Source organism: Bacillus sp. AMCV2 (assembly GCF_056033925.1).
The window spans coordinates 3,926,944-3,951,446 of the sequence record NZ_JBVYIB010000002.1; the positions used below are offsets into that span (position 1 = coordinate 3,926,944).

Genomic DNA, 24,503 nt, shown 5'->3' on the forward strand with positions numbered 1-24,503 from the left:
GCTGTGCCGTTTTTTATGAATCACTTTAATTTTGACTGCACGGAGTCCGGCATATCTTCAAACTTGACTTCTTCCCAAGTCTCGACATACTTTCCTTTCGCCTTCACCTTCAAATACGCGTTCTTCCGAAGCTCTTTGCCGGCGAAAAAGGTCACTTCTTCTTTTTTTCCGGATGCATTGTATCCGTCTAATGTATATTCAGTACCGCCTGGGCTAAGATGTTTGCCATCTCGATCAATCTGAACATAGACATCTTGCTGGTGAATAAACGGATTAAATCTGTCTGTAACATCGTTATGAAAAAAGAGAAGCCCGCATATTACGGCAGCAGCCGCCAAGACGGCCAGGATTGCCATTGCTTTTTTCATCTTTTCACTCCCCTTACTTGTTCATTTTTTTCAAATAGCTTGACCGCACCGCGAGGAAGAATAGAAGCTGAAAAATGAAAAACCCTCCGATGGTAAGACTGAGCGGCCCCGCGACATCGGAATATCCTTCCACAGCCAATGTTCTCAAGGCAAACAGTGTATGCATGACGGCAATGACAAATGGAAAGAAGAAAAGAATGGCCAATTGTATTGTCACGCTTTGTGCCATTTCACGCTCACTCAGGCCGATTTTGGCCAGTGAACGGTAGCGCTCCCGGTCTTCATCTAAATCAGTGAACAGCCTGAAATATAAGAAACTTGCTGCCGCGACAAAGAATACAATTGCGATAAACAGGCCGATAAATAAACTCAGGCTCGGCAGCTGCACCGTATCATAGTAAGTCCCAGCTTTTGAAGCAAAATCAGAATGCACGTCGATATAATTGCCGTAAATCTCATTTTGCAAGGATTGGCTGATCTCAAGACTGTCTTTCCAATGATCATAGCTGTAGCCGTATAATGACGCTTTATCACCGAGTGATTTCAGCTGATCAAAGGTTTGATCATTCACTGCGATGATGGCATTCAATGAGATCAGCGGTTTTTTGACTTCTTTTACCGACAGTTTTTGTCCGGACAGCTTGCCTTTTTGGTTCAGCAGTTTCAGCTGATCCGGCGCTTTGTTTTTGAAATTGCGGTCATACGTGCCCGGGAAATAGACAGCCTCATCATTTTTCAGGCCGCTCAGCTTAACATGGAAGTACTTTGATACATCCGATTTGCTGATCATGTAAACAGGGGGAACAGTTTCTCCTTCCTGATAGCGAACATAGGAAACATCTATTTTGTCTTTCTCATACGTAAAGCCGTGTGTTTTCAGTTCATGGTCAATATCTTTCAAATGAGTCTGTTCTTTTGGATTGTTGCTGTAGGATAAATACTCCATTTCATAAGCGGACTCTTCCGCCCCGACAGTCGATTTGTACATTGCGAGCACGCCTGTCGCAGTAAACGCAACCGCGGAAATAATGCTGACAATAAAGAACAGGCGGGCGTTGTCTTTTAAACGATAGACAAGGTCAGAAACCCAAATGACGTTTTTCCCGCGCAGATAAAAGGTTTTCCACTTCTTCAGCGCGCGCAGAATCCATATGCTGCTTTGGCTGAAAAAGAAATATGTTCCGATGACGGTGAGCAGTAAAATGATAAACGGTTCGGCCCCGTGGACATTGCCTTTAAGAACCATGCCGTACCCGCCGCACAGACAGGCGATGCCGAATAAGGACAGAAGCACGGACGGCTTAGGCTCCGGCTTAACCTTGTCAGTGCCCTTTATTAATTTGATAACCGTATTTGATCTGACAAAAAGGATCGTAAACTGCGATAAAAAGAAAAATAAGAGCAGAAATCCGCAGGCCGTAATACCGAGCGCTTTCCAAGGCATATACAAAGGCAGCGCGTCCATTTCTAAAATATAAGCGCCGACCGTAAAGAACGTCTTTGAAAAAATGAATCCTCCGATAATGCCGGCTGCAATTGACATGACGCCGATGATCATATTTTCCGCAGTAATGAGCTTTCTCAGCTGCCCCGGCGTGATGCCCTGCATGAGCAGGATGCCGAATTCTTTATTTCTCGATTTCAAAAATGCGTTAACCGAATACAGAACAAATAAGAAAGAAAAAACAAAGATCATCCATTCCGCAGCGGTTAAGCCTTTTTTGGCGATATTATTCAGGTAGCCTTCCTTTAATGCCGGATGAAACAGGAACATCGCAAAGGTAAAGAAAATCAAAACGGAAAAGGCGCTGCTTAAAAAGAATGCAAGATAGGCCCTTTTGTTTCTCGTGACGTTTTTATAAGCGAACTGAAGAAAGGTCATTTGCGTTTCCCCCCAGCATAGACAGCACATCGAGAATTTGTTCATAAAATACTTGGCGGTTTTCCCCGCGGTAAATCTCATTAAACAGTTCGCCGTCTTTTATAAAGATGACGCGGCGACAGTAGCTTGCCGCAACAGGATCGTGGGTCACCATCAAAGCCGTGACATGATCATCCTGATTCAGGCTCTGCATCGTTTCCATGACGTCTTTTGACGCTTTGGAATCAAGGTTGCCCGTCGGTTCATCGGCCAGGATGAGTGACGGCTTATGAATGACCGCTCTTGCGATGGCGGCACGCTGGCGCTGTCCTCCGGATACTTCAAACGTCCGTTTGTTGAGCAGGTTTTCAATTCCGAGCTTTGCCGCGATGCCTTGCAGTTTTTCTTCCATTACAGACGGTGCTTCTTTTTCAAGCGTTAACGGCAGCATGATATTTTCACCGATTGTCAGCGTGTCCAGAAGGTTGAAATCCTGAAACACAAATCCGAGCTGCTTGCGGCGGAAATGAGCGAGCTTTGTCCGCTTCAGGCGATGCGGGTTTTCTCCGTGAATCAGGATATCGCCTGAATCTGGACGGTCAATCGTTGAAATGATATTCAAAAGCGTTGTTTTTCCGGACCCGGACGGCCCCATCACTGCCGTGAACTCGCCTTCTTCTATTGAAAATGAAATTTGCTTTAAGGCTTGATAGGACACTTGTCCTTTATAGGTTTTATTTATATGTTTGACTTCAAGCATATTCGCCATGAAAATCCTCCTTATGGTTTTATTCTTGTTGATCTGGGCTGCTTTCATGTAGTGCCGGGACGTTCAACATAAAAATCCCCTTGACATAAATCCATGTTATCAAGGGGAAACAAAGCGGGCTATGTTGTTTTCTTAACGCAGCCTTACATTTTTGTAAGAAATGAAAATCGAACTGATGTCCCTTCACCGGGAGACGAGCTGATGTCCACCGTATGATTGAGCTTACCTGTAATTTCTTTGACGAGATGGAGGCCGATTCCCGTAGATTCTTGGAAACGCCGCCCGTTTTCACCGGTGTAATAAGGGTCAAACACCCGCTTGATGTCTTGCGAGGGAATCCCGACACCGTAATCTTTGACTTCAAGCACCGTCCTGTCTTCATCGCGGAAGACATTCAGCTCAAGTCTGTCACTCTTGCCCGCTGAATACTTGACCGCATTTGTGACCACTTGGCCGATCGCAAATTTGAGCCATTTGGCATCGGTGTAAATCTGATGATCATCGCAAACGTTCATTTTCGGATAAACGCGATATTGAATAAAAAATCGTTTATAGCTTTGAATGACTGATTGGAGAAGCTCGGACAGGGAAACCGCTTCGATTTTAAAATCCCGTTCAAACAGGTCGAGCCTTGAAGAATAAAGAAGCGTCTCCAGCCCGAATTCAATCTGCCGGACTTCTTTTTTGATTTGTTCAAAAACGGGCTCATCCTCTTCTTGAATGATTAAATTAATGACCGACAGCGGCGTCTTTACTTGGTGCACCCATTGATTCATATACGTCACCCGCGCGTCAAGCTTGGCTTCGGTCTCATGGAGCTTCTGGTGCTGCAGCCGGATCAGCTCCATCTGCTTTTCATACAGCTCTGAACAGAACACTGAAGAACCGAGATACGGGATATCCGTCCCTTCCTGCCCCGAGCTGAGCCAATGATACACGCCGCGATCTTTGTACCAGCGATAGGCAAGATAGCCCGCCAAAATAAGAAGCTGCACGCCCAATATGTAAAACAAGTGAGAAAAAGAATGAAGACCCGCAAACCAGTAATAAAAGAAGACAAACAGCCCTTGAAGGAGAAAAAGCAGAATCAGCACTGCATGAGACCGGAGAAACAGCTTCATGACTGTGCCCTCAGCTGGTAGCCTTCGCCCCGCACCGCTTCGATAGAAACAGGCGCATTCAGCTCCCGCAGTTTTTTTCTGAGCCGCGTGATATACACGTTAAGTGTATTATCATCGATGAATATGTCGGTGTCCCACGTCTTTTCCATGAGACGGTCCCGACTCGTCACCTTTTCTCCCCGCTCAAGCAGCACTTCCAAAAGCTTGCTTTCTTTTTTAGAAAGCTCGCTTTTTTCATCCTGAAAACGCAGTTCAAACCGTTCCACAAAGAGCTGGACGCCGGCATATTCAACCACTTTCTCTCCCTGCTTTGCGGCGTACTCCCCGTACGCCCTCCGGATCTGGCTTTTGATTTTCGCCAGCACAATATCATAAGAAAACGGTTTTTCGATATAATCGTCTCCCCCATTTTCAATCGCCATTACCTGATCCATTTCCCCGCTTCTGGCAGAAATAAAGATGATTGGGCTTGTGGAGTGCTGGCGGATCTGCCGGCACCAATAATATCCGTCATATGCCGGCAAATTGATATCAAGCAGCACCACATCGGGCTTTTCCCGCAAAAAGACATCAAGAACAGTTGTAAAATCCGCGGCGACCACTGTTTGATATCCGTATTTTTCAAGGTAATTCTGCAATAGTCCGCGAATGTCTTCACTGTCTTCCACAATCATGATTTTATTCAAACTGAACCACTCCCGTTTCTTACACTGCTGCCATCATCATAATCGTTTTGGGCGTATGGACGCAACACCGCACAAAAAAACCGCCATCTCGGCGGTTTCTGGTCTCTTTAGCCGACCTGCTGCTTAGCTGCTTTACCGGCTGATCCGAACTCTCTCATTTTGCTTCGCACTGTCTCTTCCACAGCTTCAATGCCGGGTGTCAAATAGCCGCGCGGTTCGTACAGATCGCTGTTTTCTTGAAACATGCGGCGTGTTTCGTCTGTCCACGCTACCATACATTCCGTATTGATATTGATCTTCGCGTGGCCGAGCGTGATGGCTTTTTTGATCTGATCCTGCGGAATCCCGGATGCCCCGTGAAGAACGAGGGGAATATCAGTCATGCGGGAGATAGTCTCCATTTCCTTAAATCCGAGATTCGGCTCACCCTGATATTTGCCGTGTACAGAGCCGAGGGCGGCGGCCAGCGCGTCGATATTGGTTTCTTTAACGATCCGCTCACATTCCGTGATATCGGCATAGCGGACCCCGCCGACCAGTCCGTCTTCCATTCCGCCGACCGTGCCGACTTCGGCTTCTACTGACACGCCGTGTTTTGCGGCATAATCGGTGACTTCTTTTGTCATCGCGATATTCTCGTCAATCGGCTGATGGGAGCCGTCAATCATCACTGAGCTGAATCCGGCATCAATGGCCTGTCTGCAGCGTTCCGCACTGCTGCCGTGATCGAGATGAAGCACGACCGGAACGGTAATCGCCATGTCCTCCATTAACGCGCCTACCATGGCGGCAATCGTTTTAAATCCGCCTAAATAGTCAACTAGGCGATCGGAAGCCGCGGCGATGACCGGTGATTGCTCCTTTTGCGCCGCCTGCAAAATCGCCTTCGTCCATTGCAGGCCGTTGATATTAAACTGGCCAATTGCATATTGCTCCCGCTTTGCATCTTCAAGAAGCTCTTTCATCGATACAAAAGCCATGTCCACCCCTCCTTTACCCATTACATGCTGAAGTATTTTGATACAACATCAACCGTTGTTTTTTTCGCTGTTTGAATGGCTTCCTCAGCAGTCAGCTTATAGTATTCAGGCCGGAAGAGCTCAACCGAAACAACATCAGAGAAGCCGATTTCCTTCAGTGCTGATAAGTGGGCATCTAAGTCAATTGCCCCTTGTCCCGGCCATACACGATCCTCATCTGTTAAAAAGCCGATTGGGAAATCTTCTGTATCATCAATATGATAGATGAAGATTTTCTTTCCGTCCGCCTGCTTTAAGCTCTCAATATTTGAACCCATTGCATGGAAGTGAAAACTATCAAGGACAAGCCCGACATTGTCACGGTTAACTGTGTTTACGATCTCATACGCCTGTTCAAACGTATTGACCGTACATTGCGGATGGCCGACAAATTCAAGCGCGATTTTTACGCCGTACGGCTCCGCGATATCTGACAGCTCAGTCAGCACGTCTACACTGCTCTTTTTGATCTCTTCTTTTACAATCTTCTGCTCTGTCACAAGCGGAACGGCCACCACATATTTCACACCGAGGGTTTTGCATGTTTCCATCATGCCTTTAAATTCAGTGATGATCTCGTTGTGGCCCTTTTCATCACGGTTGTTGAAGAAAACAAGCGCGTTTAAAGCAAGCGGTTTGATGTGATGGGTTTGAAAATATTCCGCAAGATCTGCCAATGAATGATTTTTTAAGTACTCGGGCAGCTTATCCATTGTGCGGATTTCAATATAATCATAGCCGTGCTTTTCGCATAGTTCTAAATCCTGTTTAAGGTTTGAGTTTTCCAATGTTGTCGCTTCATTAAAACAAAGTTTCATGCCAGACTCCCCCATCTGCGTTTTAGATATGAAGGGAGTTCGGCAGGAAGGCTGTCGCCATATCCCGCCGAACTCCATGCTCAGCTTATGCCAGACCTAATTCTTCTTTCATTTTCTTAAGCATAAATCGGCTTGATTCATCCGCTCTTTCATCGACCCAAGCAAATACGGCATTCGTCGCAATTCCGTCGAACTTCATCTCTCTCAGTTTTCTGAAAATCGTATCAAAATCAACCTCGCCTTGGCCAATGTCCAAATGCTGGTGAACCGTTACTTTCGCGTCAGGCGGATTGACGATGTAGCGAAGGCCATGAGCCGCTTTATGATTATAGGTATCTGCAAATAAAACATGTGTGAGGCGGTCGCCGGCTTCGTCAAACATGGTCACGATGTCGCCTTTGCCGTCATCATAGAAGAACGTATGCGCAGTCGAGTAGACAAGATTGATCCAATCCTTGTCAAGCGCGCGGATCATATCCATCGCACCTTTGTGCGTTTCGATAAAATCGTATGGGTGGGCTTGAAGATTGAGTTTCATGCCTTCTTTTTCAAAGACTGGCAGAAGCTCATCCATGGATTTGATAAATTTTTCTTCACTTGTTAAAGGATCATATTTTGAACCGCTGAATTCGCTGTTCATCAAATCCACTTCAAGTTCAACCGCAATTTCGATTGCCCGTTTCCAGTTGCGCACTGCTGCCTGGCGGCGGTCTTCATCAGGACCCGCCCAGTGGTAAAGAGGAAGAAGCGATGAAAGCTTAACACCTGTATCCCTTAACAGCCGCTTTAATTGTTTGATCTTTGCTGAATCGACTTTCGGATATTTATAAAATGGGCAAAAATCCTCGCGCGGCGATAATTCGATATATTCATAGCCGAGCTCTGCCGTTTTATAGACCATTTCCTCTAAAGTTAAATCATCACGATACATGGATGGATCCAATGCTAATTTCATATTTTCACTCCTCTGTTTTTTAGTTTTGAACTGTTGTAAAAGATTGATAGAATTCCGGTTTTTCCTTCAATTCAACCTTTTCTTTTTGTCCAGATTCCTGGGCTTTTACACACGCGTCAGTCGTGACAGCAGCAATATAGCCGTCCCATGCCGTCGGTCCGCTGACCTCGCCTTTCTTTTGAATCGAATCAATAAAGTCTTGGATTTCCACATCATACGCAGCGACAAAGCGTCTCTGCCAATCCATCAAAATATCAGTGCTGAATCTGCCTTCTTTTCTCAAGCTGATGCTTGATGGCTCGGGAAGCTTGATGATGCCGTCTTCTCCGACGATTTCGCATTGAATGTCATAGCCGTATTTACAGTTCACATAGATTTCAGCATTGATGACGATACCGCCTTTTGTTTCAATTACGACGATTTGCGGATCTTTTAAATGCGGCAGCGCGTTTTTCGATTTTTTCGGGTAGATGACTTGAACGGACTCGTAGTCATCGTTGACGAGCCAGTGCAGTACATCAATTTCATGAACAAGCGTGTCGACTACGGCCATATCGGTTGTGTAGTTATCTCCTACAGTCGGGTTGCGGTGCGCGCAGTGAATCATAAGCGGTTCGCCAATCACATGGTTATCGAGTGCTTCCTTCAGCTGTACGTAACCGCTGTCATAACGGCGCATGAAGCCGACTTGAACAAGGCGTTTGCCCACTTTGATTTCTTCTTCGACGATTCGCATGCATCCTTCAGCCGTTGTCGCGAGCGGTTTTTCACAGAACACATATTTCTGGGCTTTAATGGCTTTCAACACGCTTGACTCATGCGCAGGCCCCCAGCTTGTCACTAAGACAGCGTCTACATTTTCGTCTGCAAGCAGGCTGTCATCATTCGGATAAACCGTCGCGGTTAATTGGTATTGCTCAACGACCTTTTGTGCAGCTTCATGATTAACATCCGTTACAGCTACAATTTCCGCGCCGGACAGCTTGTTCGTGATGCGGTTAATATGTTCTTTTCCGATTGCTCCAGTTCCAATTACGCCAATACGTAAACTCATTGACAGCCACTCCTTCTGTTGGTTACATGATTTTGCTTTCTGTTCCTTGCTTTACTTGGCTCTGAGGAGATCCGTAGAGTTCCTCTTGAATTTGTTCAAGCGACTTGCCAGACGTATTCGGCGCAAAGAGCAGCCCGATGATCATACTGGCCGTCACACATCCGAGAAGAATTGCAGCCATTGTTCCAATGCCGAAATTGGTGATAATCATTGGGACAAACAGACTCCAAATCCCTATTGAAATACGGACAAGGAAAAACATCAGTCCTTGTGCGGAAGCACGATATTGCGTAGGAAAGATTTCACTGGCCCATAACTGATAGTTCGCTTGCTGCCCTGCTCCGTTATTGATGCCGATCACGACAATAAACAGGAGCAGAATCGGCAGGCCTTCAACTGGCAGCAGAAACAGTGTCCACCCAATCACCGCCATGAAAGCGGCGATTCCAAATACGGTTTTTCTATATTTGTCGGCAAAGGGCATGAAGATCAAGGCGACCCCCAATCCTGTGAAGATAAACAGCCCCATTTGCAAAAGGTTGGCCATGTTGGCAGATACACCGCCGACCTGCTGATAAATGTATGGCATAAAGAAGCCCATGACCCCGGCGGCTAAGTTCCAAACCAAGTACACACCCATCAAAAACAATATGCTTTTTAGATACATAGGCTTGAGCAAATCAAAATACGATGTCTTATTCCATACAGCCGGCTTCTCTGCCTGAGCATCCTCCGGCTGATTTTTTGTCTGCCAGGCGTCTGATTCCGGAAGCCTGATTCTCAGGATGTACGTAATCAGCGCAATCACAAGCAGATGGGCAAATACGATTTTATTCCCCAAGAGTCCCAAGTCACCGGCCAGTACGGAGAGGAGCAGTACAACGACAGCGCCCGCGGCCCAAGCGACTTGTGCTACGCCGCAATGTCTGGCCCGATTCTTCTTTGGCGCATTTTCCGCAATAATGGTCCATGACGCGGTTATATCAGCTCCTACTGATAAACCGATAATGATGTAACCGCTTAACAACATGGGGAAATTAACCCCGAACAAAACCAAACAAATCCCTAGTGCATAAACCAGCATACTATTGGTATAAACAGCCTTCCGTCCGACTTTATCAGCCAGAAACCCGCCAAGCAGCGCGCCGACAGCGGCAGAAATCGCATTTGCGCTCAGCGCGCCGAGCAGCCCGATTTGCGTATCAGATAGCTTAAGGTAACTGACCCATAATGATAAACCGGCGGAGCCTGCCACAATTGAACCGGCATCAATATAGTTGGCCAATGCTGCCGCGATTGTCCGTTTATTGAAGGCTGAATCTCCATTGGTATTGCCCATATGTCCAGTCCCCATTAAGCCAGATCCAACAACTGCTGATCAATATAGTTTCTCGCAATCAATGCATACTCCAGCGGGTTTGCAACATCGGGGTCCTGTTCAGCTTCAATGACAATCCATCCGGAATAACTGTGCTTCAACAGCAGCTGATATACTTCTCTAAAGTCAATGCAGCCGTCACCGGGAACCGTAAACATGCCTTTTAAAAATGATTGCCGGAACGATTGTCCTTCGAGTCTGCATTGTTCCATGACATTCAGGCGGGCATCCTTAAAGTGCACATGCTTAATGCGGCCGATATGCTTCTCAAGCATCCCCATGTAATCGCCGTCAGAAATATACGCATGGCCTGTATCATAGAGGAGGTGTACATGCGCAGGGTCAGTTCCTGCCATCAGGCGGTCCACTTCTTCCGCTGTTTGGACACCAGTGCCGAGATGATGATGATAGACAAGCTTCAAGCCATGCTGAGCGGCAATTTCGCCAAGGTGATTCAGCCCTTCGCAAAGCCGCTCCCATTCATCATCCGTAAAGTGCGGCTTCTCTGTGAACACGTTTTTCTCCAAGCTTTGCACGCTGTACGTTTGTTCAGAGACAACTGCGACATCCGCGTTTACTTGCTGCAAATACTCACAATGCAGGGTAAATGCCTTTGCCGCTTCACCAAGTCCGTCACGCAAAATAAAACTGCTGAACCATTTTCCTGCAATGCGTAAGTTCCGAAGCTTCAGCTCTTTGTTCAGGATGGCAGGTTCGGGGAAAAAGCCCCCGACCTCCGTGCCTTGAAAACGTGCGACAACGATATCACTTAACAAATGCTGAAGTGTATTTCCCGCTCCAATTTCAGGCATGTCATCATTCCGCCACCCAATGGGAGCGATTCCCCACAGGATTTCATTTTTGCCCATCTATGGTGCCTCCCCTCTAATACTGCTTCGCAGATTCCAGCTTTTTCTCTTTTGCTTCGTATGCCTTCTGAACGCTTTCTTGTTCAGATACCTCTGCCACCCCGACATGCCACCAGCTGTCATAGCCGTCCGTCATTGTTTTAGGCAGCACCTTCATTTCAATTAATGTTGATACATCCTGTTTCTTCGCATCCTCTAACGCCGCTTTTAATTCTTCTACTGTGTTTGCGCGATAGGTTTTCGCGCCGTATCCCTCAGCGACTTTCGCGTAATCGACATTCAGGATTTGGTTGTCATCTGTGCGGAACTCGCAATAGTAGCTGCCGCTGCCGTGATCCATTTGCAGGTTGTTGATACATCCGAATCCTGAGTTGTCAAAGAGCAGCACATTGATTTTCTTGTTGTACTGAATCGCCGTGATCAATTCAGAATGAAGCATCAGGAAGCTGCCGTCTCCGACGATTGAATACACTTCTCTGTCAGGGTGGGCCAGTTTAAGACCGAGTGTCCCGGACACTTCATAGCCCATGCAAGAATACCCATACTCCAGGTGATACGTATTCGGAACATTAGAATGCCACAGACGCTGCAAATCTCCTGGGAGTGAGCCAGCTGAACAGATGATGACGCTGTCTTCAGGAATCGTCTCGTTGATTGTCAGCAATGCCGTTGTTTGCGGAAGCTCCGTATTCAACGCGTCAGCATATTCATTCAGGACCTCCTGAGAAAAATGATTTTTGATTTCCGGATCAAACGCTTCCCGCTTAAACGTCACTTTGCTGAGACGCTCGCGTTCAGCTAGCCATTCGTCCTTCAGCTCCCGGATCGTTGTGCCGAACTCGCTCTCATAGCCTTCAAGCAAGCCGTGCAGTTTGCCAAGCGTCACTTTCGCATCCGCCACCACTTGGAATGCATCAAGTTTATACGCCTGCATTCGGCTGACGTTAATGTTCAAAAACTTCGCTTTATCAAAATCAAAAGCGGTCTTAGAGGATGTCGCAAAATCTGTATACCTTGTGCCGATGCCGATAATCAAATCAGCTTGGCGGGCCGCTTTGTTTGCCGCAAGTGTACCTGTGATGCCCATTCCGCCAAGGTTGTTCGCAAAATCTGCCTCAACAGTAGACTTTCCTGCCTGCGTTTCAACTAACGGAATGTTATAGGCTTTAGAAATAGTAACCAATTCATCGCGCGCACCGGAATATTTTGCACCTCCGCCGACGAGAATCACAGGTTTTTTGCTGGATTTAATCAGCTCCGCCGCACCTTGAAGCTCGCGCTCGCTCGGCTGCATGCGATCAATATAGTGAACCCGTTTGACGAAGAAACTTTCATCAAAATCGTATGCTTCCCCTTCAACATCCTGAGAAATACAAATCGTTGCCGGACCTGCTTTTGCCGGATCAGTCATGACTTCAAACGCGCGCAGCAAACTGCTCATCAGCTGCTCAGGGCGCGTAATGCGGTCCCAGTATCTCGATACAGGTTTCAATGCATCGTTTGTCGTAATCGCCGCACTGTATTCTTGCTCCATTTGCTGCAGTACAGGGTCTGGCTGTCTTGTCGCAAATGTGTCTGCCGGAATCAAGAGAACTGGGATATTGTTTGCCAATGCAGTGCCGGCTGCCGCCACCAAGTTAGCCGCTCCCGGTCCGACCGATGTAGACACCGCATATATTTTTCTTCTCAGCATTTGCTTGCTGTACGCCATGGCCGCATGCGCCATTCCTTGTTCATTTTTCCCTTGATAGACTTTCAAATGGCCTGCATCCTGCTCAAGCGCTTGCCCGATCCCTAATACGTTTCCATGACCGAAAATTGTGAAAATCCCTTCGACAAAAGGCTCTTCCTTTCCATCAACATGGATGTACTGCTGGTTTAAGAATTTAATCAGCGCCTGTGCTGTTGTTAAGCGAATTTTCTTACCCACAAACGATCCCACCTTTACTCGATCTTTTTCAATTATGACTGTGCTTCAATAAGCTGTACGATTTCTTCTGCAGTCGGCATCGCTTCTGACGAACTGTGCTTGCTTACCACAATAGAAGCTGAAGCACTGCCGTATTTCAATGCCGTTTCGATGTCTTTTCCGCTGACAAGGCCATAGATAAAGGCTGACGCATAGGAGTCACCGGCTCCAAAGGTTTTCAGCACTTTTGTCTTGTACGCTTGAGCGCGGAATACCTCGCCGGATTTGCTGTATGCGTAAGAGCCTTCGACGCCGTGTTTGATGACAACGAGGTCGGCTGAATGACCAAATAAATGATTGACGGATTCTTCATTGCTTCCGCCTGTGCGGTTTTCCATCACATCAAATTCATCGCGTGTGCCGATGACGATATCAGACTGCTCGGCAACCAAAGAATAGTAAACGGCTGTTTCATCTGATGACTGCCACGTATACGGGCGGTAATCCAGTTCGAACACCACTTTAACCTGATGCTTCTTCGCGTATTGAACAGCTTTTAATACCGCTTCCCGTGACGGGCTTTTGGCGAGCGCTGTCCCGGAAACAAGCAGCATTTTCGCATTTGCGATATAGTCCTCGCTTACCTCTGAAGGCTCAAGATAAAGATCCGCCACATCATCGCGATACATTAAAATGCTGCATTCTTCAGGGCTGAGGATTTCTGTAAATGCAAGGCCCGCTTTGTGTCCATCTTGATCAACAACCATCTGTGTTGTATCAACGCCGGTCTTTCTCATATAGGACTCTATGAATCTTCCATGCTGGTCATCAGGAATTTTGCCGATGAAGCCCGCTTTTAAGCCAAGCTTCGCGCTGCCGATCGCGATATTCGCAGGTGAACCGCCAACGTATTTGGAAAATGTCATCGTCTCTTCCATTGGGCGGTTGTATTCGACTGCGTTCAGGTCAATACATGCCCGGCCGATGGCAACAATATCAAAAGCCTTCTCTTCATTGAATGTATACTTCATCGTAAACAGCCACTCCTCACTTGTTAGCGTTCTAAAATCCACTCATGCGCCGGGTCGTTATGAAACTTCCATTTTCGCGTCGGCCCTGCCATGACATTTAAATAGTAGGATGTGTATCCGTCCGGAACGCCTACCGGGTGGTATCCCGCAGGAACGATGACAACGTTTTCATTTTCCACAGTCATTGTCTCGTCAATAGAACGGTCATCTGTGTATACGCGCTGAAACACAAAACCCTGTCCCGGGTCTAACTCATGGTAGTACGTTTCTTCTAAGAAAGATTCTTCCGGCAAGTTGTCTTGATCATGTTTGTGAGGCGGGTAGCTGGACCAGTTGCCGCTGTCTGTATAGACTTCAACTACTAATAGACTGTTAGCTGAAGGGTCTGAATCCGGAAGAATGTTATGAACAGTACGTTTGTTTGAAAATTGCCCGCGATGCTCAATTCCGTTGTCTTCCGCTTTGATCAGCTTTGTCGGAAGCTGCTTTTCCGATGGAGAATAGCAAAGCGCCACTCTTGCGTCGCTGACCGCTGTGATCTCAAATGCACGGTCATTTGACATATAGACGCTGTCTGTCGGTTTTCGTTCAAATACGCTTTCACGCGTGCCGATATTCTCAAAAGTCGACTCATGATCTGTCACTGTAATTTTTCCCGTTACCGCCACAATACAGATTTCTTGTTTTTTCAATTCTTCTGTATAGCTTGAACCTGATGCAAGATCTAACACTTTAAACTCTACATAAGTGAGATCAGAGTTGGATGTCGTTACTTCGTGCACGAGTTTGACCCCATTAGATACTTCATGCGACTGCGGCTTACGCAACAAATAACTCATAGTGAAGCCCTCCTCTTTCTATTGGCAGAATGAGTCCGAACAGCGCACATGGACGCCGTTCGGCTGTTCGTCGTTTAGTTGAAATCAGGTGCCGGATATCTTGCCGTTACCACTTTTTTACGTGTATAGAAGTCGACGCTGTCTTTTCCGTTCGCATGCAGCGTTCCAAAGAATGAAGATTTCCAGCCTGAGAATGGGAAGAACGCCATTGGAGCCGGCACCCCAAGGTTGATGCCTAGCATTCCCGCATCAATGTTTTCACGGAAGTAGCGGATTGCGTTTGAGTTGGATGTGAACAAGCAGGCGCCGTTCGCAAACTCAGACTTATTGGCGATTTCAATCGCTTCTTTCAGGTTTTTCACACGGATGACAGATAAGACCGGAGCGAAAATTTCATCTTTCCAGATCGTCATCTCTGTTGTGACATTGTCAAAGATCGTCGGACCGACAAAGTAGCCGTCGTCAGACACATTTTCACGTCCGTCACATACGAGTCTGGCACCTTCTTCAAGACCTTTTTCGATATAGCTGAGCGTGCGCTTCTTGTTGTCTTCGCGAATCACCGGTCCTAAGAACACGCCGTCATCAAGGCCGTTACCGATTTTAATATCCGCCACTTTTTCCTGCAGCTTCGCCATAAAATCATCAGCGATTCCTTCTTCAACCGTCACAACCGCACAAGCCATGCAGCGTTCACCGGCAGAACCGAAGGCAGCTCCAACGATGTTTGTGACCGTGTCTTCAAGATTCGCATCGTTCAAGACAATCGTATGGTTTTTCGCGCCAGTCAGAGATTGAACGCGTTTTAAGTTTTCGCTTCCTTTTTTGTAGACGTATTCGCCTACTGGCTTGGAGCCTACAAATGAAATTGCTTTAATTTCGGGATGCTCAAGGATGCCGTTTACAACGTCATGCGCACCGTATACGACGTTGAATACCCCTTTCGGAAGGCCCGCTTTTTCAAAAAGCTCAACCAATTTCTCTGTTAACAGCGGAGTCCTCTCAGATGGCTTTAAAATAAATGTGTTGCCGAGCGCGATCGCCATCGGGAACATCCAGCAAGGAACCATCATCGGGAAGTTGAATGGCGCGATTCCGCCGACAACTCCGATTGGGTAACGGTAGTTCGCCGCTTCAACGTCCGTTGCGATGGAAGCAAGCGAGTCACCCATCATCAGGGAAGGTGCTCCAGCGGCGAACTCTACGTTTTCAATCCCGCGTCCCACTTCACCTAAAGCTTCTTTTGTGTTTTTTCCGTTTTCAATGGTAATCAGATGAGCCAGTTCTTCTTTATGCTGAGACAGCAGCTGCTGGAAGTTAAATAGAATTCTGGCACGGCGCGGAACCGCCACCTTTGACCATGTTTTAAATGCTTCAGCAGCCGTTTGCGCTGCGTAATCAATATCCTCTTTTGTAGAAATCGGCACTTGGCATAGTACTTCTTTCGTCGCCGGATTGACGACATCTTCATATTGATCTGTTTTGCTTTCAACCCATTCACCGTTGATGTAGTTTTTTAATTTTCTGATTTCTGCCATTCTTATTGCCTCCTTCATTAGTAAACACATACACTTGTATGGATGGTTCAGGATAGATTCATATCAATATCCACTTTTCAGCAAGCCAATAATTAAACGCTTTCAAAAAAACCAAAAAAATAAATGGCGGATGCATATTTACATACAAGCAACCATTTCATGTACAACAGGTTACTTTTTGGTCATTTCTTGGTTATATTCTAATCGCATAATACCCATAAGTCAATCATAAACACTACATTTTTTCATTATTTTTATTATATTAATCTTTTAATCAAGTAAGAGAGGTAAGAGAAAGCCGTCGAATCTTGCAAAAGATATACACCGATGTTATCATTTTTTAAGCAACTATTGATTAACTTTTGGTTTTTATTATATATTTATGTTACGTAAAGATTCAAGAAGGAGTTTTTTATATGAAACTGATGCGGATTCAGGAAATGGAGGAGTACATTTTATCGCATGGCACTGTTTCCTTAGATGAGCTGTGCCAGGTGTTCAATGTCTCCAAAAACACAGTCAGACGTGATATCAACAAGCTAACAGAAAAGGGTGCGATTGAAAAAGTATACGGCGGCGTAACATCTATTGAAAAAACCGCATTAGTTCCTTTTGAAAATCGCACCATTCAGCACCAGGATGAAAAAACAAAAATCGCCCATTATGCTTCCCGATTTATTGAAGATCACGATTTGGTCTTCATTGATTCAGGAACGACGACAAAGTCTATTCTTGATACGCTTGATCCAGCCAAAAATGTCACCATCTTAACCAACAGTTTAGACATTATCAATGCGGCGTCAGCTTTGAAGAATATCAACTTAATCATTATCGGAAACAACTATAAGAGAAAAACCCGCTCCTTTGTCGGCATGGACGACCCGGCTATGCTTGATAAGTACAATATCAACAAAGCCTTTATGTCCGCTACCGGAACGACGCTGACACACGGATTGACCAATTCGGATCTGCTGGAGTATGAAATTAAAAAGAGGATTTCAGAAAAAGCAAAAGAAGTGTATCTATTGGCTGACCATTCTAAATTCGGAAAATCAACGCTTCTGACGTATGCGCCGTTTGACAGGCTGCATTGCATTGTGACCTCTCAGTCATTAGACGATGAGTACACGCAGTACTGCAATGAGCATCAAATCGGCATTCATCTGGCCTAACGTTTACAATAGTGTTGAGAGTCTATCATCCATTTTATTCAAGGAGGCAGATCATGAAAAAAGCGAAGCTCGGAAAATCAGACTTGCAGGTATTCCCTATCGGATTAGGAACAAATGCTGTCGGAGGACATAACCTCTACCCGAACCTAAATGAAGAAACCGGAAAAGAATTGGTGCGCGAGGCGATCCGTAATGGCGTGACAATGTTAGACACCGCTTACATTTACGGGATCGGCCGTTCCGAAGAATTAATTGGTGAAGTGCTGCGTGAATTCAACCGTGAAGATGTTGTCATCGCGACAAAAGCCGCTCACAGAAAACAAGGCAATGATTTTGTCTTTGATAATTCACCAGAATTTCTTAAAAAATCAGTTGATGAAAGCCTGAAGCGCTTGAATACCGATTATATCGATTTGTTCTACATTCACTTCCCTGACGAACATACGCCTAAGGATGAAGCCGTTAACGCGCTGAATGAGATGAAGAAAGCCGGAAAAATCCGCTCCATCGGTGTATCCAACTTCTCTTTAGAGCAATTGAAAGAAGCAAACAAAGACGGTTTGGTAGATGTATTGCAGGGCGAATACAACCTGTTAAACCGTGAAGCAGAAAAAACATTCTTCCCGTATACGAAGGAGCATAATATTTCATTTATCCCTTACTTCCCGCTCGTATCAGGTTTATTGGCAGGAAAGTATACAGAAGATACAACGTTCCCAGAAGGCGACCTGCGAAACGAACAGGAACACTTCAAGGGCGAGCGTTTCAAAAAAAATATCAGAAAGGTCAACAAGCTTGCTCCGATTGCCGAAAAACACAACGTGGATATCCCTCACATCGTATTGGCCTGGTATTTAGCAAGACCGGAAATTGATATTTTAATTCCGGGAGCAAAACGTGCCGATCAGCTGATTGATAACATCAAAACAGCCGACGTGACGCTTTCTCAAGAGGATATTTCATTTATTGATAAGCTGTTCGCATAAGAAGAAAACAGCCTTCTCCATTGGAGAAGGCTGTTTTTTTGTGCGATAAATTCCTAAACAACTGATTTTGAAGCAAAACCTTACAAAATGAGCCATAAATCCGATAAAATAAAGGTAGTTTATCTCAGAAAGAAAGTGATTGAGAAAGCAAAAGTATGAAACGTTCATATCATCTAGCTCATATTAAATAAAGCTGAACCAGCTTCTTTTATTTGCTGGTCAGAATAGCGGACCGTTTCGATGGTCTATGGAGGAAACAGAATGAAACTTAAATATGTGAAAGCCTTAGTTGCAGTAACCGTTGCTTTAGGTGTACTGCTGCCATCAACGATTTCTCATGCAAAGAGCTTTAGCGGCCGCTCATCATCTAGTTACAGCAGCCGAAGTTCAAGCTCGTCATACAGCGGAAGCTATAAATCAAGCCCGAAATCAAGCTACAGCTCAGGATCAAGCTCTTCTAGCCAAAAATCCAAGACGTCTGACGATTCATCATCATCGATTTCGCTTAAAAAGAAGCCTTCGGAAAAGGCAAGCTCATCAAGCTCTAAAAAATCGTCAGGCACCTTTTCCGGCGCTACATCAAAAGTAACCGGAAAGACATACAGCGGAAAAACGTCTAAAGCTTATGTTGGCGGACGTTATGTTTCAGTCAATCATTACTATCACGCAGGTTTCGCGCCATCAGGATGGTTTGGATATTATAGCGGATTTACAATGGGTATGTTCATGATCAGCATGATGCACCCGTGGGGTTACACCTATCATCCAGTCGGAGGCCCCGGCTATGTTTCTTATGGCGCTTCACCCATTGCCTGGATCGTGGATATCATCGCTTTAATCATTATTTTAATCATTGTCATCGCATTGATTCGCGCATTTAAAGCACCGAAGACGTACAGAAGGAGATTTTAGGCAATGAGATTAATATTAAATGAGCAAGAAATTGTAGACGGAATTTGCGTGTATATTTCCAATGAAGAAGATATCTACCCTGAAGACGTTGAAGTAAAAGAACTATCGTACAACAAGCGTACAGGGTTCTTCGCTGAAGCCACATTTGGCCTGCACCACAAGCAGCTTATGTCAGATGACATTTCAGAAGGCATTATTCAGTTCTTAGAGGAATACCACAACTTCAATCCGGACGTTACCGTCGTTGAATTGCAATTTGATAAGAAAAAAGGCTTCTCCGCCTTGGTTTTCGTCAACGAAGCAGAAGAATAAAAATGTCTTAATCAAACCTTACTCCACGCGGGTAAGGTTTTTTATAATGGTTTCTCTGAGCATAAAGTTATTTCGTTTTTCCTAAACTCAGCGGATCTGTGATCATCTCTTTTGGCTTTAACGTTTCCGTTTGTTCAAAACAAATGTTTCAAATGAGATAGGAAATGGGTACTAATCTATTAACTTTGTTATACATTTTAGATACTCATTGGCTCAACAACTGAGGAGGAGACATTTGTGAAGAAAGACACAAGGAAATATATGATCTACTTTTTCGGCGCTTTAGGGGGACTGCTATATGGTTACGATACAGGTGTTATCTCCGGAGCACTCCTGTTTATCAATAACGATATTCCTTTAACGACATTGACAGAAGGATTGGTTGTCAGCATGCTGCTCCTTGGCGCGATTTTCGGTTCTGCCTTGAGCGGCACATGCTCAGACCGCTGGGGCAGGAGAAAGGTTGTATTTGTCCTTTCCATCATTTTTATTATCGGTGCGCTCGCTTGCGCATTTTCGCAAACAATCGGCATGCTGATTGCATCAAGGGTGATACTCGGGTTGGCCGTCGGCGGTTCAACGGCACTTGTGCCCGTGTATCTTTCCGAAATGGCACCGACGAAAATTCGCGGGACACTCGGCACAATGAACAACTTAATGATTGTCACCGGGATTTTGCTCGCCTATATCGTTAACTACCTGTTCACACCGTTTGAAGCGTGGCGCTGGATGGTCGGTCTGGCCGCAGTGCCTGCCGTACTTCTATTAATCGGCATTGCGTTCATGCCGGAATCGCCAAGATGGCTCGTGAAGCGCGGCCGTGAAGAAGAAGCGAGACGCATCATGAACATCACTCATGACCCCAAAGACATCGAAATGGAATTGGCAGAGATGAAGCAAGGGGAAGCGGAGAAAAAAGAAACGACACTCAGCGTGCTGAAAGCCAAATGGATTCGCCCCATGCTTCTGATTGGCGTCGGCCTTGCCATTTTCCAGCAGGCGGTCGGCATTAACACGGTCATCTACTACGCGCCAACCATTTTTACGAAGGCCGGTCTTGGCACATCAGCTTCGGCGCTCGGCACAATGGGGATCGGCATCCTCAACGTCATCATGTGTATCACTGCCATGATCTTAATTGACCGTGTCGGCCGCAAAAAACTTCTGATCTGGGGAAGTGTCGGCATCACACTGAGCCTTGCTGCTTTATCAGGCGTGCTCCTAACGCTCGGACTTTCCGCATCAACAGCGTGGATGACAGTAGTCTTTCTAGGTGTCTATATCGTCTTTTACCAGGCGACATGGGGTCCGGTAGTGTGGGTGCTCATGCCTGAGCTCTTCCCGTCCAAAGCACGCGGAGCCGCGACAGGGTTCACGACTTTGGTGTTATCGGCGGCTAACCTGATCGTGTCGCTTGTCTTCCCGCTGATGCTAAGCGCGATGGGCATCGCATGGGTCTTTATGGTTTTCTCAGTCATTTGTCTTCTCTCATTTTTCTTCGCGTTCTACATGGTACCGGAAACCAAAGGGAAAAGCTTGGAGGAAATTGAAGCAAGCCTGAAAAAACGGTTTAAAAAGAAGAAAAGCACCCAAAACCAAGTGCTGAATGAGCGTACTTTATAAAAAAAAGGAATCGTCTCCTTATGGGACGATTCCTTTTTCTGTTTACACCATGACCTTGCAAATATTGTTCGTAAATTCCACAGGGTCCTGAATCGGCAGGCCTTCGATGAGAAGCGCCTGATTGTACAGAAGGTTTGTGTACAGGCTCAGCTTCTCTTTATCTTGTTCAAACGCGTCCTGCAGCGTTTGGAATACCTCGTGATTTGGGTTGATTTCCAGCACTTTTTCCGCCTTCACATTTTGGCTGTCAGGCATCGCGTTTAAGATTTTTTCCATCTCAATTGTCACTTCGCCGTCAGCAGCAAGGCAGACTGGATGTGATTTAAGCCGTTTTGAGATTCTGACGTTTTTCACTTTGTCTGACAGAATGTTTTTCATTTCCTCAAACAGATCCTTATACTTGCTTTCCTCTTCCTCGGACTGCTTTTGATCCTCATCCGTGTCTATGCCAAGGTCTCCGCTTGATACGGACTTGAATTCTTTTTCCTGATAAGGAGCCAGCATTTTAATTGCAAACTCATCGATGTCCTCAGTAAAGTAGAGGATTTCATAGCCTTTGTCCGCCACCATTTCCGTTTGCGGCAGTTTCTCAATGCGGTCGTAAGAATCACCGGTCGCGTAATAAATGAATTTCTGCTCCTCTGGCATTCTGGAAACATACTCGTCTAAGCTGACCAGTTTTTTCTCTTTTGAAGAGTAGAATAATAGGAGATCCTTCAATTGATCCTTATTCGCGCCAAAATCATTGTACACGCCGAATTTCAGCTGTCTGCCGAACGACTTGTAGAACGTCTCGTATTTCTCCCGGTCTTTTTTCAACAGGCTTTGCAGCTCGCTTTTGATTTTCTTGCTGATGTTTTTCGCGATCAGCTTCAGCTGGCGGTCATGCTGCAGCATTTCTCTGGAAATATTCAGCGACAGATCCTCAGAATCGACCATGCCCTTCACAAAGCTGAAGTGGTCCGGTAGCAGGTCTGCGCACTTATTCATGATAAGCACACCATTGGAATACAGCTCCAAGCCTTTCTCATATTCCTTGGAATAGTAGTCAAACGGCATGTTTTCAGGGACGAATAGAATCGCGTTGTAGCGAACGGCTCCATCCACACTGATATGAACGTGCGTGAGCGGTTTATCAAACCCGTAATGCTTTTCAGCATAGAATGTTTCATAATCCTCATCTGTCAGCTCGCTTTTGTTTTTTCTCCAGATCGGCACCATGCTGTTGACCGTCTGCTCTTCCTGCACCTCTTCAAATTCATTTTCGCTGCCTTCCTTCGGCTTATTAATGGTTGTATCCATTTTGATCGGGTAGCGAATGAAGTCGGAGTATTTCTTGATAATCGCTTTTAAACGATATTCCTCTAAAAACTCGTCATAGCTGTCATCTTCTGTGTTCTCTTTGATTTTCAGGATAATGTCTGTACCGACAGAATCCTTTTCACACGGTTCAATCGTATAGCCGTCTGCACCCGCAGACTCCCATTTATAAGCCTCTTCGCTGCCAAGCGCTTTACTGATGACTGTCACGACATCGGCAACCATAAATGCCGCGTAAAAACCGACACCGAACTGCCCGATAATGTCATGTCCGTCTTTCAGCTCGTTTTCCTTTTTAAACGCGAGGGAACCGCTTTTTGCAATTGTTCCAAGGTGCTGTTCAAGCTCATCCTTTGTCATTCCGATCCCCGTATCAGAGATGGTTAATGTTCTCGCATCTTTGTCAGCTGCGACCTTTATGTAGTAACTATCTTTATCAAACGTAAGCGCATCGTCCGTAAGCGCTTTGTAATAGATTTTGTCAATCGCATCACTTGAATTGGAGATTAACTCGCGCAGGAAAATTTCTTTTTGGGTATAAATGGAGTTAATCATCATATCCAGCAAGCGTTTAGACTCTGCTTTAAACTCTTTTTTCGCCACTCTTGATCGCTCCTTTACCATTATGTAAACCCTTTTCAGCATCTATTTATCACATAAGATGACAATTGTCAATTAGATTGATAGATGCATATATATGTAAATTTAACATTAGTTGGATTTGTTTTCACTCTTTTTCTCACGCATTCTCATAAAAAAGAGAGGCTTCATCATCCTCTCTTTTTTTCTGTGTCATTCCAGCGGCCAAACTCCCGCTTCATCCATATATGCACCGGGTAGAAAAACAAACCGAACGGTATCAAAAACAATAGATTATGCCATGAAGCATTCAGAAATGCGCTTGCAGTCACCGGAAACGTAATCTCTTGTAATAAAAAAGAGATGACAGTCAGCACAACAAATGCAGATGGAATGGTAATGAAGCAATAAAACTTGAGCTCCTTCTTATGCTGTACCTTCAAACATGCAAACCTCCCAACAATTTCTAATTCATCTTAACATATGCTGGCCTTTCTTTTCTCGCATGTTTATCACTGCACATAGCGGGAAGACAAATAGAAAAAGGAGGTCTCGTATCATGGGAAGACTTGAAAACAAAACAGCAGTGATCACAGGCGCCGCGACAGGCATTGGGCAAGCGACGGCAGAGGTTTTTGCCAATGAAGGCGCGCGTGTGATCATCGGAGATATCAATAAAGATCAAATGGAAGAAACAGTTGACGCAATCAGAAAAAACGGAGGACAGGCCGAATCCTTTCACCTCGATGTGTCAGATGAAAACAGTGTGAAAGCATTTGCTGATCAAATCAAGGATGCATGCGGAACGATTGATATTCTGTTTAATAATGCCGGCGTTGATCAGGAAGGCGGAAAGGTGCACGAATATCCGGTTGACCTGTTTGACCGCATTATCGCTGTCGACCTGCGCGGCACATTCCTTTGCAGCAAATATTTGATTCCGCTCATGCTCGAAAAAGGAGGCTCCATCATCAATACCTCCTCCATGTCAGGCCGTGCCGCGGATCTTGACCGCTCCGGCTACAACGCAGCAAAAGGCGGCATCACCAACCTGACAAAAGCGATGGCGATCGACTACGCACGGAACGGCATCCGCGTCAATTCCATTTCACCGGGTACGATCGAAACCCCGCTGATTGACAAATTAGCAGGCACCAAAGAACAGGAAATGGGCGAGAAATTCCGCGAAGCCAACAAATGGGTCACGCCGCTCGGCCGCCTCGGCCAGCCGAAGGAAATGGCGACAGTGGCCCTGTTCCTCGCGTCAGACGACAGCTCATACGTCACAGGAGAGGACATCACCGCAGACGGCGGCATCATGGCATACACATGGCCAGGGAAAATGCTGATTGATGAGTAATGGAAGAAAGAAACGAAATAAGAG

Annotated in this window: 23 protein-coding genes; 6 read left to right on the forward strand and 17 right to left on the reverse strand. The window is 45.8% G+C overall.

The features are described from left to right. Positions 1–20: 20 nt before the first annotated feature. The 15 genes from AC0OMA_RS20195 to iolA form a co-directional block, all read right to left on the reverse strand. The gene (locus tag AC0OMA_RS20195; protein ID WP_015715011.1) at positions 21–368 is read right to left on the reverse strand and encodes a YxeA family protein; all 348 of its coding nucleotides are present in this window, start codon (positions 366–368) and stop codon (positions 21–23) included. Between the two features lie 13 nt (positions 369–381). Continuing rightward, the gene (gene yxdM, locus AC0OMA_RS20200; RefSeq protein ID WP_474222383.1) at positions 382–2,250 is read right to left on the reverse strand and encodes an ABC transporter permease YxdM; all 1,869 of its coding nucleotides are present in this window, start codon (positions 2,248–2,250) and stop codon (positions 382–384) included. Beyond that, the gene (gene yxdL / locus AC0OMA_RS20205) at positions 2,225–2,998 is read right to left on the reverse strand and encodes an ABC transporter ATP-binding protein YxdL (protein ID WP_014115765.1); all 774 of its coding nucleotides are present in this window, start codon (positions 2,996–2,998) and stop codon (positions 2,225–2,227) included. Before yxdL ends, yxdM begins: the two co-directional genes overlap by 26 nt. Before the next feature lie 143 nt (positions 2,999–3,141). Then, the gene (gene yxdK, locus AC0OMA_RS20210; protein ID WP_021481026.1) at positions 3,142–4,119 is read right to left on the reverse strand and encodes a two-component system sensor histidine kinase YxdK; all 978 of its coding nucleotides are present in this window, start codon (positions 4,117–4,119) and stop codon (positions 3,142–3,144) included. Beyond that, positions 4,116–4,805, reverse strand: coding sequence for a two-component system response regulator YxdJ (gene yxdJ, locus AC0OMA_RS20215; protein ID WP_015483924.1), 690 nt, complete (start codon positions 4,803–4,805; stop codon positions 4,116–4,118). Before yxdJ ends, yxdK begins: the two co-directional genes overlap by 4 nt. A 107-nt stretch (positions 4,806–4,912) precedes the next feature. Continuing rightward, positions 4,913–5,785: a 6-phospho-5-dehydro-2-deoxy-D-gluconate aldolase gene (iolJ, locus tag AC0OMA_RS20220; protein ID WP_015483925.1), complete on the reverse strand. Its 873-nt coding sequence runs from the start codon at positions 5,783–5,785 to the stop codon at positions 4,913–4,915. Positions 5,786–5,805: 20 nt separating this feature from the next. Continuing rightward, positions 5,806–6,642, reverse strand: coding sequence for a 2-keto-myo-inositol isomerase (gene iolI, locus AC0OMA_RS20225; protein WP_322839945.1), 837 nt, complete (start codon positions 6,640–6,642; stop codon positions 5,806–5,808). An 85-nt stretch (positions 6,643–6,727) separates the two neighbouring features. After that, positions 6,728–7,597 carry a sugar phosphate isomerase/epimerase family protein gene (locus AC0OMA_RS20230; protein ID WP_474222384.1) on the reverse strand — a complete coding sequence of 290 codons (870 nt, stop codon included), beginning with the start codon at positions 7,595–7,597 and terminating at the stop codon, positions 6,728–6,730. 19 nt (positions 7,598–7,616) lie between these two features. Further along, positions 7,617–8,651 (reverse strand): bifunctional inositol 2-dehydrogenase/D-chiro-inositol 1-dehydrogenase, encoded by a 1,035-nt coding sequence (gene iolG, locus AC0OMA_RS20235; protein WP_063335869.1) that lies wholly within the window; start codon positions 8,649–8,651, stop codon positions 7,617–7,619. Positions 8,652–8,673: 22 nt separating this feature from the next. Next, complete coding sequence (iolF, locus tag AC0OMA_RS20240; protein WP_015385114.1) at positions 8,674–9,990, reverse strand: myo-inositol transporter IolF; 1,317 nt, start codon at positions 9,988–9,990, stop codon at positions 8,674–8,676. A gap of 14 nt (positions 9,991–10,004) precedes the next feature. Next, positions 10,005–10,898, reverse strand: coding sequence for a myo-inosose-2 dehydratase (iolE, locus tag AC0OMA_RS20245; protein ID WP_041338079.1), 894 nt, complete (start codon positions 10,896–10,898; stop codon positions 10,005–10,007). A 16-nt stretch (positions 10,899–10,914) separates the two neighbouring features. Next, entirely contained in the window at positions 10,915–12,828 is a 1,914-nt protein-coding gene (gene iolD, locus AC0OMA_RS20250) for a 3D-(3,5/4)-trihydroxycyclohexane-1,2-dione acylhydrolase (decyclizing) (protein ID WP_474222385.1), read from the reverse strand. A 32-nt stretch (positions 12,829–12,860) separates the two neighbouring features. Next, positions 12,861–13,838: a 5-dehydro-2-deoxygluconokinase gene (iolC, locus tag AC0OMA_RS20255; RefSeq protein ID WP_029726145.1), complete on the reverse strand. Its 978-nt coding sequence runs from the start codon at positions 13,836–13,838 to the stop codon at positions 12,861–12,863. A gap of 23 nt (positions 13,839–13,861) precedes the next feature. After that, entirely contained in the window at positions 13,862–14,677 is an 816-nt protein-coding gene (iolB, locus tag AC0OMA_RS20260; RefSeq protein WP_014478486.1) for a 5-deoxy-glucuronate isomerase, read from the reverse strand. A gap of 74 nt (positions 14,678–14,751) precedes the next feature. Continuing rightward, positions 14,752–16,215 (reverse strand): methylmalonate-semialdehyde dehydrogenase, encoded by a 1,464-nt coding sequence (gene iolA / locus AC0OMA_RS20265; RefSeq protein ID WP_151869948.1) that lies wholly within the window; start codon positions 16,213–16,215, stop codon positions 14,752–14,754. Between the two features lie 416 nt (positions 16,216–16,631). Here iolA and iolR point away from each other — a divergent pair, with 416 nt between their 5' ends. From iolR to AC0OMA_RS20290, 5 genes are all read left to right on the forward strand, one after another. Continuing rightward, positions 16,632–17,387, forward strand: a complete 756-nt coding sequence (iolR, locus tag AC0OMA_RS20270) for a myo-inositol utilization transcriptional regulator IolR (RefSeq protein WP_327830213.1) — start codon at positions 16,632–16,634, stop codon at positions 17,385–17,387. A gap of 53 nt (positions 17,388–17,440) precedes the next feature. Then, positions 17,441–18,373 (forward strand): aldo/keto reductase, encoded by a 933-nt coding sequence (locus AC0OMA_RS20275; RefSeq protein WP_474222386.1) that lies wholly within the window; start codon positions 17,441–17,443, stop codon positions 18,371–18,373. Between the two features lie 261 nt (positions 18,374–18,634). Next, positions 18,635–19,285 carry a hypothetical protein gene (locus AC0OMA_RS20280; RefSeq protein WP_474222387.1) on the forward strand — a complete coding sequence of 217 codons (651 nt, stop codon included), beginning with the start codon at positions 18,635–18,637 and terminating at the stop codon, positions 19,283–19,285. Positions 19,286–19,288: 3 nt separating this feature from the next. After that, complete coding sequence (locus AC0OMA_RS20285) at positions 19,289–19,597, forward strand: YxcD family protein (RefSeq protein WP_003227046.1); 309 nt, start codon at positions 19,289–19,291, stop codon at positions 19,595–19,597. 237 nt (positions 19,598–19,834) lie between these two features. After that, entirely contained in the window at positions 19,835–21,220 is a 1,386-nt protein-coding gene (locus AC0OMA_RS20290; RefSeq protein ID WP_015385124.1) for a sugar porter family MFS transporter, read from the forward strand. Between the two features lie 42 nt (positions 21,221–21,262). Here the strand turns inward: AC0OMA_RS20290 and htpG are convergent, their stop codons facing one another. Together htpG and AC0OMA_RS20300 are read right to left on the reverse strand one after the other, a co-directional pair. Then, the gene (gene htpG / locus AC0OMA_RS20295; RefSeq protein ID WP_322839941.1) at positions 21,263–23,143 is read right to left on the reverse strand and encodes a molecular chaperone HtpG; all 1,881 of its coding nucleotides are present in this window, start codon (positions 23,141–23,143) and stop codon (positions 21,263–21,265) included. 167 nt (positions 23,144–23,310) lie between these two features. Continuing rightward, entirely contained in the window at positions 23,311–23,562 is a 252-nt protein-coding gene (locus tag AC0OMA_RS20300; RefSeq protein WP_014481429.1) for a hypothetical protein, read from the reverse strand. A 116-nt stretch (positions 23,563–23,678) separates the two neighbouring features. Here AC0OMA_RS20300 and AC0OMA_RS20305 point away from each other — a divergent pair, with 116 nt between their 5' ends. Continuing rightward, complete coding sequence (locus tag AC0OMA_RS20305) at positions 23,679–24,479, forward strand: SDR family oxidoreductase (RefSeq protein WP_322839940.1); 801 nt, start codon at positions 23,679–23,681, stop codon at positions 24,477–24,479. Positions 24,480–24,503: the final 24 nt, after the last annotated feature.